Source organism: Pseudomonas sp. AMR01, from assembly GCF_041946035.1.
Classification (GTDB): Bacteria; Pseudomonadota; Gammaproteobacteria; order Pseudomonadales; family Pseudomonadaceae; genus Aquipseudomonas; species Aquipseudomonas antarctica_B.
The window spans coordinates 101192-112917 of record NZ_JAUTYR010000012.1 but is presented as its reverse complement, the minus strand read 5'-3'; the positions used below and the strand labels follow the sequence as shown (position 1 = coordinate 112917).

Below are 11726 nucleotides of genomic sequence, written 5' to 3'. Positions count from 1 at the left end.
GTTGATACGAAAACTGGTGTTACTGCTGCAGATCGGCCTGGTTTCGGCAGGCTTGCTGCTGGGCTTCTCGGCCTGGAAGCTCGACTCTGCCCTGAAGCAGCCTCTGAATTTGTCTCAGGAGCAATTGCTGGATGTGCCCGCCGGCTCTACCCCGACGGGCACCTTCAATCGCCTCGAAGCCGACGGCGTGCTCGACGACGCTTTTTGGCTGCGCCTGTATTGGCGCTTCAACCTCGACGGCCAGCCGTTGCACAGCGGCGAATACCGCATGACGCCGGGCTTGACCGCCGAAGGTTTGATCGGCCTGTGGCAGCGCGGCGAAGTGGTGCAATACAGCCTGACCCTGGTGGAGGGCTGGAATTTCCGCCAAGTGCGTTCAGCGCTGGCCAAGCACGAGAAGATCGTGCAAACCCTGTCCGGCCTCAGCGACAGCGAAGTGATGGACAAGCTCGGTCACCCCGGCGTGCACCCCGAAGGGCGTTTCTTCCCTGATACCTATCGTTTCGTGCGCGGCATGACTGATGTCGACTTCCTCAAAAAAGCCTACAACCGCCTCGACGATGTTCTCGCTCAGGAGTGGAGCAAACGCGCCGCCGACGCGCCGTACACCGACCCGTACCAAGCGCTGATCATGGCGTCCCTGGTGGAGAAAGAAACCGGTGTGCCCGAGGAGCGCGGCCAGATAGCCGGCGTGTTCGTGCGACGCCTGAAAATCGGCATGTTGCTGCAGACCGACCCCACAGTGATCTACGGCCTGGGTGAGCGCTACACCGGCAAATTGACCCGCGCGCACCTCAAGGAAGCCAACCCCTACAACACCTACATGATCGCCGGCCTGCCGCCGACGCCGATCGCCATGGTCGGCCGCGAAGCGATTCATGCCGCGCTGAACCCGGTGCCGGGCAGCAGCTTGTATTTTGTTGCCCGTGGCGATGGCAGCCATATTTTTTCGGATGACCTGGATGCGCATAATGCCGCCGTGCGTGAGTTCCAGCTCAAGCGCCGCGCCGATTACCGCTCCAGCCCGGCGCCGGTGGCTAAACCTGCGCCAGACTCGACGCCGCCTGCCGACGCGCCCGCTGATAAACCCGCCGATGCACCCGCCGATGCACCCGCCGATGCACCCACCGAGCCAGCGCCGGACACCGCCGCGCCGCAAAGCCCGCAATGACTCTGACTAAGGACTGCCTGTGACTGGCTTGTTTATTACCCTGGAAGGCCCGGAAGGCGCCGGCAAAAGCACCAACCGCGACTTTCTCGCTGAGCGCTTGCACGCCGAAGGCATCGAGGTGGTGTTGACCCGTGAACCGGGCGGCACGCCGTTGGCCGAGCGCATTCGTGAAGTGCTGTTGGCGCCGGGCGAAGAACAGATGCATCCGGATGCCGAGCTGCTGCTGGTATTCGCCGCCCGTGCCCAGCACCTGGCCGAAGTGATTCGCCCGGCTTTGGCGCGTGGGGCCGTGGTGATTTGCGACCGTTTTACCGACTCGACCTATGCCTATCAGGGCGGCGGCCGAGGCTTGTCTCTGGAGCGCATCGCTACGCTGGAAACCTTTGTGCAGGGCGATTTGCGGCCTGACCTGACGCTGGTGTTCGACTTGCCGGTAGAAATCGGCATGGCCCGTGCCAGTGCGCGCGGTCGCCTGGACCGCTTCGAGCAGGAAGGCTTGGCTTTCTTCGACGCCGTACGCGGTGCATTCCTCAAGCGCGCCACGGCTGAGCCCGCGCGTTATTACCTGCTCGACGCTGCCCAGCCGCTGGCGCAGGTGCAGCAGGCCATCGATGCGCTGCTGCCGACACTCCTGGAGCGCGCCCGTGGCTGAAGCCTACCCGTGGCAGGAGAGTCTGTGGCAGCAATTGGCCGGCCGCGCGCAACACGCTCATGCCTATTTGCTGCACGGCCCCATCGGCATCGGCAAACGTGCGTTGGCCGAACGCCTGATGGCCAGCTTATTGTGCAAACAGCCGGTGAACCTGGAAGCCTGCGGCGTGTGCAAATCCTGCCTGCTGCTCAAGGCCGGCAGCCACCCGGACAATTACCTGCTGGAACCCGAGGAAGCCGACAAGGCGATCAAGGTCGACCAAGTGCGCGACCTCGTGAGCTTTGTGGTGCAGACCGCGCAGATGGGCGGGCGCAAAGTGGTGCTGATCGAGCCGGTGGAGGCGATGAATATTAACGCCGCCAACGCCTTGCTCAAGAGCCTGGAAGAACCGTCGGGCGATACCGTGCTGTTGCTGGTTAGCCACCAGTCCAGCCGCTTGTTGCCGACTATTCGCAGTCGCTGTGTGCAGCAGGCCTGCCCGTTGCCGAGTGAGGCAATGAGCCTGCAATGGCTGGCGCAAGCGTTGCCGGACTGTTCCGCCGATGAGCGCGTCGAGCTGCTGACCTTGGCCGCCGGTTCGCCGCTGGCGGCGGTGAAGCTGCAAGCCCAAGGCGTGCGCGAGCAACGCGCGCTGGTGGTCGACGGCGTGAAAAAGCTGCTCAAGCAAGAACAGTCCGCCACGCAACTGGCCGAAGGCGCCTGGAAGGACATTCCCTTGCTGCTGCTGTTCGACTGGTTCTGTGACTGGTCGAGCCTGATCCTGCGCTACCAGTTGACCAAAGATGAAGACGGCCTTGGCTTGCCAGACATGCGCAAGGTCGTGCAGTACCTGGCGCAGAAAAGTGCTCAGGACAAAGTGCTGAACATTCAGGACTGGATCCTTGCCCAACGCCAGAAGGTGCTCGGCAAAGCCAACCTCAACCGCGTGCTGCTGCTCGAAGCGCTGCTGGTGCAGTGGGTCGGTTTGCTCGGCCGCCGTTAATTTCCGTGGCCGACGGGTGTATCGTCGGCCAGACACTTTCCGTGACTCAAGTTGTAATCCCTATGCTCGTAGATTCCCATTGCCACCTTGATCGTCTTGACCTCGCCCAACACGGCGGTTCCCTCGATGCCGCCCTGGAAGCTGCCCGTCAGCGCGGGGTAGGGCACTTCCTGTGCATTGGCGTGAGCGCCGAGAACGCCGCCGACGTCAAAGCCCTGGCTGATCGTTATGCCGACGTGGATTGTTCGGTGGGTATCCACCCGCTGGACTTGAAGCCTGGCGAAGCGCCCGCGTTGGACTGGTTGCTGGGTGAACTCAACCACCCGCGTGTGGTGGCGATTGGTGAAACCGGCCTGGACTACCACTACGAACCCGAAGCCGCCGAGTTGCAGCAAGCCTCCTTCCGCCTGCACCTGCAAGCCGCCCAGCAAACCGGTAAACCGGTGATCGTCCACACTCGTGGCGCCCGTGCCGACACCCTGACCCTGTTGCGCGAAGCCGGGCTGCCCCAGGCCGGCGTGCTGCATTGCTTCACCGAAGACTGGGACATGGCCAAGGCCGCGCTGGACCTGGGCTTCTACATTTCGCTGTCGGGCATCGTCACCTTCCGCAACGCCGACGCCCTGCGCGATGTGGCGCGCCAGGTGCCTGCTGACCGTTTACTGGTGGAAACCGACTCGCCGTACCTGGCGCCCATCCCCCACCGTGGCAAGCCGAACCTGCCGGAATACGTGCGAGATGTGGCGGATTATCTGGCGATGCTGCGCGGCGAGTCCTACGAACGGTTTGCCGAACAGACCACCGAGAACTTCAAGCGTCTGTTTCCGCTGGCCCACGTGGCTGGCTGAGAAGGTCAAATCGCAGGCAAAAAAAACCCGGGTTCTGGGGGGTGAATCCGGGTTAAGACCATTAGGAGTAAAACAAGGGCACGCAGTCCGTCGGTACCCAGGTCAACGCGTCACTTGGGGGAGATGCCGCGTCGACTACTGAAGTATTGATCAGTATCCGATTCAGTCCAGTCGCGATTGGTCGTTTTTTAAACAGATTTGGAATACGCGCGCTTCGCTTGAGTTCTCATTGCGCGGGTGCACGGGTGTAGTTGTTGCGTATTATTTCTGACTGAGAGCGGTGAAAACGTTGGCGTGCTGAAAGTTAAGTGCGTAACGGGTTCACATAGGCGTTGCCCAACGACTGTTCAGTCGGGATAATCCCTCGCATCAGGTAAATCGTATCGCCACGTATCCGTGGCCCTGCGCACTCCACCCACATTGACCTCTGCAGACCTCTCCCTCATGCAAAAAGAACCCCGTAAGGTCCGTGAGTTTCGCCGCCGTGAGCAGGAAATTCTCGACACCGCACTCAAGTTGTTCCTCGAACAAGGTGAAGACAGCGTCACCGTCGAGATGATTGCGGATGCCGTGGGTATCGGCAAAGGCACGATCTACAAGCACTTCAAGTCCAAGGCCGAAATCTACCTGCGCCTGATGCTCGACTACGAGCGCGACCTGAACGAGCTGTTGCATTCGGCCGATGTCGACAAGGACAAGGAGGCGCTGTCGCGGGCCTACTTCGAGTTCCGCATGCGTGACCCGCAGCGCTATCGCCTGTTTGATCGCCTGGAAGAGAAGGTGGTCAAGGGCCATCAGGTGCCGGAGATGGTCGAAGAGCTGCACAAAATCCGCGCCTCGAACTTCGAACGCCTGACCCTGTTGATCAAAGGTCGCATCAGCGAGGGCAAGCTTGAAGATGTGCCACCGTATTTCCACTACTGCGCAGCCTGGGCGCTGGTGCACGGCGCCGTGGCGCTGTACCACTCGCCGTTCTGGAGCAACGTGCTGGAAGATCAGGAAGGTTTCTTCCAGTTCCTGATGGACATCGGCGTGCGCATGGGCAACAAGCGCAAGCACAGCACCGACTTGCCAAGTGCTGAAACAAAGACTAGCGAAACCCCGGCTACGTAGGTCATTCGCCACAGTGATGGCCTAATGATTTACTGCCAGGTGCAATGCCCCAGGAATATACTCAGGCAAGGATCTTGCTAAAAGTTGAATTATAAGTCAGCTTTCAGCGCGCCCGAATCATCCTCTGCCGGAGTGATCCATGATCGTTGATCGTCAAGGCAGGCGTTTTCGCAATTTGCGAATCAGCCTGACCTCAGCCTGCAATTACGCGTGTACCTACTGCGTGCCTAACGGCAAGCGGCTGGTGGCTGCCCAGGACGAACTTTCGGCCGAAGCCATGGCGCGTGGTGTGGCTTATCTGATTGAAGCGGCGGGCATCGACCGCCTGCGCATCACCGGCGGCGAGCCGTTGGTGAGTCCCAAACTGGAAGCCTTTATGGGCGCGGTGGGGCAGATGGGCCTCAGCGACATCAGCCTGACCACCAACGGCCAACTGCTCGCGCGCAAACTGCCGCTGCTGGTAGACGCCGGCATTCGGCGCATCAACGTGTCCCTCGACACCCTCGACGCCGACGCTTTTCGCAGTATCGCCCGTGGCGGCGACCTGGCGACCGTGCTGGATGGCATGGACCAGGCCCGCGCGGCCGGAATCAAGATCAAAGTCAACATGGTGCCGTTGCGTGGTCAGAACCTCGACCAGGTGATGCCGCTGCTCGACTATTGCCTGGAGCGTGGCTACGAGCTGCGCTTTATCGAACTCATGCGCATGGGCCATCTGGCCAAGGATTCCAATGCTTTCCTACAGCAGTTCGTCAGCCTGCAACAGCTGCTGAGCCTGATCGGTGAACACCACGAATACCTGCAAGCCAACGCCCCGGTGGATGCCACGGCGGTGCGCTACGAAGTGCCGGGCAAGGGCTTTTTCGGCGTGATCGCCAACGAAAGCGTGCCGTTCTGCCGTACGTGTTCGCGGCTGCGCTTGTCCTCGACCGGTTGGTTGCATGGTTGCCTGTCGTCGAGCAACCGCCACTACGTCGGCGACCTGCTGGACAAACCGCGCCATCAAGCGCTGCCTGCCTTGCAAGGCCTGTTGATGAAGGCGCTGGGCGATAAGCAGGAAGTGGCGTTCTCGGGCGGCGCGACGATCATGAAGATCATCGGCGGCTGATCCAGGCTGCCACAAATCCCTGTGGGAGCGGGCTTGCTCGCGAATGCAGTGTGTCAGCTGATAGATTCAGTGGCTGAACCACCGCATTCGCGAGCAAGCCCGCTCCCACATTTGTTTTGTGCTGCACCTGAATGGCGCGGATTCTGCATTACGTGCCCATTCGCCGGTTTTCCGTCACCGGCTTCTGGAGGATTAGGATGCGTAGTCTGGTTTTGTTGCTGGCGTCATTGACGCTGAGTGGTTGCATGACCGTCAGCGATATGGCCGAAGGCACCCGCTATCAGATGAGCGACGCCGGGCTGTTGGACCACAGTAATACCCGTCGCACCGCGTCTATCCGCATACAGCCGGATTCCTTTGTCTTCATCGCTCAGGGCGCCTTCGTGCCGCCGGGCAGTGCCTACCCGCGACCTAATGTGGTGGCCGAGGAAGCCTTCAACGGTTTCGTCGAATATTTCCCGATGGTGCGTCGCGCTCGCAAGCCTGAAGGCCTCGAAGAAGCCATGTCCGAAGCCCGCGCGGCGGGCGCTCACTACCTGCTGTATTGCCGCTTTGCGGCAGCCGATGACCGTATCGGCAACGCCGATGAGTGGACCGATCAGCAAGCCCTCGACCGCGTGGGCCTGGACAGCGGCGTCATCCAGATCATGTTGATCGAGACCAGCACCCAGTATTTGATTGATACTGCACGTATTCGCAGTCGTGGCGGTTTACTGACGTTCCACGACAACAAGCCAGAAGACCTGATCGCCCGCCCCTTGGCGCAGTACGCTCGCGGCCTGCTGGGGATGAGTGATCAGTAACACCTGAGGAACTTCCCATGACCGATTCCGCCACGGCCAATGATCTATTGGCCCAACTGCCCAAAGGCAAGGGACCGGCACCGGTTCACCTGTGGAACCCGGACTTTTGCGGCAACATCGACATGCGCATCGCCCGCGACGGCACCTGGTTTTACCAGGGCACGCCAATCGGGCGTAAGCCGATGGTCAAGCTGTTCTCCAACATCATTCGCCGCGATGGCGATGAGTATTTTTTGGTCACCCCCGTGGAAAAAGTCGGCATTACCGTCGACGACGTGCCGTTTGTAGCGGTTACCCTGGAAGTCGAAGGGCAGGGTGAAAGCCAGGTATTGCGCTTTACCACCAACGTCGATGATCAAATTGAAGCTGGCCTCGAACACCCGTTGCGGGTGGTGATCGACCCCGTCACTCAAGAGCCCGCGCCGTATCTGCGGGTGCGCACCAACCTCGAAGCCCTTGTGCATCGCAACGCGTTCTACCAATTGGTCGAGCTGGCGGTGAGTCGCCCGATCAACGGCCAAAACTGGCTGGGCGTGTGGAGCGGTGGGGAGTTTTTCCGCATCGGCCTGGAGCCCTGAAGCCGCTATTTTCATCTCCCTGAAATAATTCGCTTGCTGCAAACGCGCGGCATCGGTTATCAATTTGTACATGATTAGACATGTCCGATTCGATAAGAAAAAACGCGTCGTCGACGAGCTCATCCGCCGTATTGAAGGTGGCGTGATGGCTGACGGTTACCTGCTGCCGGGCGAGCATCAACTGGCCGAAGAGTTTGCGGTCAGCCGCGGCACCTTGCGCGAAGCCTTGGCTGAATTAAAGCGCCGCAACTATATCGCCACGCAAAGCGGTGTCGGTTCCATCGTCACGTTCGATGGCATGGTGCTCGACCAACGCAGCGGCTGGGCCCAGGCCTTGGCAGATACCGGCGCGCAGGTGACCACCGATATCCTGCGTCTGGAAGCGGTGACCCGTCCGGACTTGCTCAGCCGTTTTGGCAGTGATCGGTTCATCGCCCTCGACCGCCGCCGCTGCGCACCGGATGGCGCCTTCGTGTCGCTGGAGCGCTCGCTGATGCCCGCCTCCGGCGGCCTGGAAAGCCTGCCGAACGTCGGCCTGATCGACAATTCCCTGACTATCACCCTGGCGGCCTTCGGCTATGTCGGCGCCGAAGGTGACCAATGGATCGGCGCCGAGCCGCTGAGCAATGAGGACGCCGAACTGCTCGGCCGCCCTGCCGGCACGGTGTTTCTCAAAGCCTCGCGCACCACCTACGACCGCCGCGAGCGTTTCATGGAGCACGTCGAAAGTCTGCTCGACCCTCTGCACTTTCGCCTGCACCTGCAGTTTGGAGCTTCGAAATGACCCCGATTTCCCGCGCACTCGGCGCGTTTTACGGCCTGGCGTTGGGCGATGCCTTGGGCATGCCCACTCAGTCCCTGAGCCGTGAGCAGGTTCGCGCACGCTTTGGCGCCATCACCGGCCTGGAAGATGCCGACGCCGACCAACCCATCGCACCGAACATGCCCGCAGGTTCGATTACCGATGACACTGAACAGGCGATCCTGGTCGGTGAGTTGCTGGTAGAAGGGCAGGGCAAGATCGAACCCTCTGTGCTCGCCCGGCGCTTGATCGACTGGGAAGCGGCGATGCGCGCCAAGGGCTCCCAGGACCTGCTCGGCCCATCGACCAAACGTGCGATCGACATGATCCTCGCCGGCCACACCCCGGAAGAATCCGGCCGCTACGGCACCACCAATGGTGCGGCGATGCGAATTACGCCAGTGGGGATCTCGGCGGACGTCAGCGACCCGGCGCGGTTTATTCAGGCGGTGATTCAAGCCTGTCAGGTCACGCATAACACCAGCCTGGGCATCTCCAGCGCCGCCGCCGTTGCGGCGGTGGTCTCAGCTGGCATCAACGGCGCGGATTTGGGTGAAGCCCTGAACATCGGCACCCAAGTTGCCCAACAGGCGGAAGGTCATGGGCATTGGATCGCTGGCGGGCGCATTTTCACGCGCATCAGCTGGGCGCGCACCTTGGCCGTCGGCAGCGGCGACAAAGCCCTGTTTGCCGACCTGCTTTACGAGTTGATCGGCACCTCTGTCGCGTCCCAGGAATCGGTGGTGGTGTCGTTTGCCCTCGCGCAGCAAGTGGCGGTGGGCGCGATGAATGCGTTCGAAGCCCTGTGCCTGGCCGCCAGTCTTGGCGGCGACACGGATACCATCGCCGCGATCCTCGGCGCCATGTTGGGTGCATGCCTGGGGATGCAGTGCTGGCCAGAGGCGCTGATCGAACAGGTCAAGCAGGTCAATGGTTTGGATTTGCAGCCACTGGTTCAAGGCCTGCTCACATTGAGATAACGCCGCAGATTAAAAAATGTGGGAGCGGGCTTGCTCGCGAATGCGGTGTGTCAGTCAGCACATCTATTTCTGATACACCGCATTCGCGAGCAAGCCCGCTCCCACATTTTGATCGCGCCGAGTCATGGAGGCCGAGTAAAGGTCCGCTTTGTTTATTTGCCACAACCACAACAATACAGGCATCAGGAGCACCCCTCATGAGTACCCCCTCTTCCGGCCAAAGCGCCGGGCAACTGGAAACACGCGGCATCGAACCGGTTCCTGAAAGCGAGTGCAACGGTCACCCGCTGCAACTGTTCTGGGTGTGGTTTGCGGCCAACATCAGCATCCTCGGCTTGCCCCTTGGCGCGACGCTGGTTGCGTTTCGCGGCCTGGCGATCTGGCAGGCAATCATCGTTGCGATCCTTGGCGCCGCCGGCTCTTTCGCGGTGGTGGGCATCATCTCCATCGCGGGCCGTCGTGGCCGTGCACCGAGCCTGACACTGTCCCGCGCCATCTTCGGCGTGCGCGGCAATATCGGCCCGACCATCGTCTCGTTGATGTCGCGTCTGGGCTGGGAAACCGTCAACACCACCACCGCCGCCTTCGTACTGCTGTCATTGTGTTCGATCCTGTTCCACTCGCCGGTGGAGGCGAAAAGCGCGCCGATTCTGACGCTGGTGTTCATCGCGATTTTCGTGCTGCTGACCCTGGCGGTTTCTGGCCTGGGCCACGCCACGTTATTGGTGATTCAGAAGTGGGCGACTTACGTGTTCGGCGCCTTGAACATCGTGGTCGGCGGCTTCCTCTGCGCCACCATCGACTGGAGCGCCGTATTCAACGCGACCCCGGCACCGCTGAGCGCGATGATCATCGGCGTCGGCACCATGGCCGCCGGTACCGGTATCGGGTGGGCCAACGCTGGCGCCGACATGTCGCGCTACCAGCACCGCAGCGTCAAGGCTGTGCGCCTGGTGGCCTCCGCCGCGTTTGGTGCAGGCATTCCGCTGGTGTTGCTGATCACCCTCGGCGGCCTGCTGTCAGTGGGTAACAACGACCTCGCGTCGGCGACTGACCCGATCATCGCGATCCGCGACATGCTGCCCACCTGGATGGCCGTGCCGTACCTGGTCACTGCCTTTGGTGGCTTGCTGCTGTCGAACAACCTTTCGGTGTACTCGGCGGGCCTTACCACCTTGACCCTCGGTTTAAAGGTCAAGCGCGTGCACGCGGTGATCGTCGACATCGTGGCGATCTTCGCCGGTTCGATTTACTTCATGCTGATCGCCGACAGTTTCTACGGCCCGTTTATTACCTTTATCTCGTTGCTGGCCGTGCCGATCACCGCTTGGGTCGGGATCTTCGTGGTCGACCTGATGCACCGTCGCTACTACAGCCCCAAAGACCTGCTCGACGTTTCCCCAGGCAGCGCCTACTGGTATCGCGGCGGCGTGGAATGGCGCGCGTTCGGCGCCTGGGCTGTGGCGATTGTGCTGGGTTTCAGCTTCACCACCATTGGCACCACCGCGCAAAACATCTGGTTCGCCGGGCCGTTGTCCGACTCTTGGCTTGGCCACAACGGCCTGGGCTGGATCGTCACCTTCCTGGTGGCCGGCGGGATTTATGGGGTACTGGGCGGCGCAGCTGACCGCCGCCCGGCTTTGGTAGAGCGTCACAATGTCTAGATTGCTGCACACCGGCCAGGTCATCGTCGACCTGGTCATGGCCCTCGATACCTTGCCTGCAACCGGCGGCGACGTGCTGGCAAAATCTGCCAGCTTCGAAGCCGGCGGTGGCTTTAACGTGATGGCGGCGGCCCGGCGTAACGGCTTGCCGGTGGTGTACCTCGGTCGCCACGGCAATGGGCGCTTTGGCGATCTGGCCCGCGCGGCCATGCAGGCCGAAGGCGTAGAGATGGCCCAAGCCGCCAGTGAGGGCAAGGACACAGGTTTGTGTGTGTCGCTGACCGAGGCCAGCACCGAGCGCACCTTCATTTCCCATATCGGCGCTGAGGGCGACCTGAGTGCCGAGGATTTGGCCGGCGTCGTGCCGCGCGCCGACGACTTCGTGTACGTGAGTGGCTACAGCTTGTTGCTGGAAGGCAAGGCGCACGCACTGCTCGACTGGCTGCTGGCGTTGCCGCGTGACATCAGCGTGGTGTTTGACCCGGGGCCGTTGGTAAAAGCGCCGGATTCGGCACTGATGGTCGCGCTGCTGCCGCGCATTGATATCTGGACCAGCAATGGCCCGGAAGCCCTGGCCTTTACCGGCGCGAGCACTCTTGCGGATGCGCTGCTCGACCTGAACCGCCATTTGCCTGCCGCGACCTTGCTGGTGGTGCGCGATGGGCCGAATGGCTGCTGGGTCAGCCAGCGGGGCAAGGCTGCGCATGTGCCGGGTTTCAAAGTGCAGGCCGTCGACAGCAACGGCGCGGGCGATGCCCATGCCGGTGTGTTCCTCGCCGGGTTGACCAAAGGTTTGAGCCCGGCGCACGCAGCGCGGCGAGCCAACGCGGCGGCAGCGCTGGCCGTAACGCGTTGGGGGCCGGCGACTTCACCGGGCACTGCCGAAGTGGATGCATTGTTGTCGGAACAGGCGCACTCAGTGCACCGCTGACCTCACTGACGCAACACAAAAAAATGTGGGAGCGGGCTAGCTCGCGAATGCGATGTATCAGTCAAAAATATACCGACTGACACGCCGCCTTCGC

Annotated in this window: 12 protein-coding genes; all 12 read left to right on the top strand. The window is 61.6% G+C overall.

The genetic code is table 11. The features are described from left to right. The first annotated feature begins 1 nt into the window (after position 1). The 12 genes from mltG to Q7C20_RS13675 all read left to right on the top strand — a co-directional run bounded on the left by mltG (position 2) and on the right by Q7C20_RS13675 (position 11632). Positions 2-1171: an endolytic transglycosylase MltG gene (gene mltG / locus Q7C20_RS13730; protein ID WP_375068008.1), complete on the top strand. Its 1170-nt coding sequence runs from the start codon at positions 2-4 to the stop codon at positions 1169-1171. 19 nt (positions 1172-1190) lie between these two features. Further along, a complete protein-coding gene (gene tmk, locus Q7C20_RS13725) occupies positions 1191-1823 on the top strand; it encodes a dTMP kinase (protein WP_375068007.1) in 633 nt (210 codons plus the stop codon). Next, positions 1816-2805 (top strand): DNA polymerase III subunit delta', encoded by a 990-nt coding sequence (locus tag Q7C20_RS13720; RefSeq protein WP_375068006.1) that lies wholly within the window; start codon positions 1816-1818, stop codon positions 2803-2805. Before tmk ends, Q7C20_RS13720 begins: the two co-directional genes overlap by 8 nt. Before the next feature lie 62 nt (positions 2806-2867). Continuing rightward, entirely contained in the window at positions 2868-3653 is a 786-nt protein-coding gene (locus tag Q7C20_RS13715) for a TatD family hydrolase (RefSeq protein ID WP_375068005.1), read from the top strand. 444 nt (positions 3654-4097) lie between these two features. Beyond that, a complete protein-coding gene (locus Q7C20_RS13710) occupies positions 4098-4766 on the top strand; it encodes a TetR/AcrR family transcriptional regulator (RefSeq protein ID WP_375068003.1) in 669 nt (222 codons plus the stop codon). Positions 4767-4905: 139 nt separating this feature from the next. Next, positions 4906-5874: a GTP 3',8-cyclase MoaA gene (locus tag Q7C20_RS13705; RefSeq protein ID WP_375068002.1), complete on the top strand. Its 969-nt coding sequence runs from the start codon at positions 4906-4908 to the stop codon at positions 5872-5874. 197 nt (positions 5875-6071) lie between these two features. Continuing rightward, positions 6072-6677 (top strand): DUF4823 domain-containing protein, encoded by a 606-nt coding sequence (locus Q7C20_RS13700; protein WP_348055927.1) that lies wholly within the window; start codon positions 6072-6074, stop codon positions 6675-6677. A 17-nt stretch (positions 6678-6694) separates the two neighbouring features. Beyond that, complete coding sequence (locus Q7C20_RS13695; protein WP_375068001.1) at positions 6695-7255, top strand: DUF1285 domain-containing protein; 561 nt, start codon at positions 6695-6697, stop codon at positions 7253-7255. 70 nt (positions 7256-7325) lie between these two features. Further along, complete coding sequence (locus Q7C20_RS13690) at positions 7326-8039, top strand: GntR family transcriptional regulator (RefSeq protein WP_375067998.1); 714 nt, start codon at positions 7326-7328, stop codon at positions 8037-8039. Then, positions 8036-9037 carry an ADP-ribosylglycohydrolase family protein gene (locus Q7C20_RS13685; protein WP_375067996.1) on the top strand — a complete coding sequence of 334 codons (1002 nt, stop codon included), beginning with the start codon at positions 8036-8038 and terminating at the stop codon, positions 9035-9037. Before Q7C20_RS13690 ends, Q7C20_RS13685 begins: the two co-directional genes overlap by 4 nt. A 197-nt stretch (positions 9038-9234) precedes the next feature. Continuing rightward, complete coding sequence (locus tag Q7C20_RS13680) at positions 9235-10701, top strand: purine-cytosine permease family protein (protein WP_375067994.1); 1467 nt, start codon at positions 9235-9237, stop codon at positions 10699-10701. Continuing rightward, a complete protein-coding gene (locus Q7C20_RS13675; RefSeq protein ID WP_375067992.1) occupies positions 10694-11632 on the top strand; it encodes a PfkB family carbohydrate kinase in 939 nt (312 codons plus the stop codon). Before Q7C20_RS13680 ends, Q7C20_RS13675 begins: the two co-directional genes overlap by 8 nt. Positions 11633-11726 lie beyond the last annotated feature (94 nt).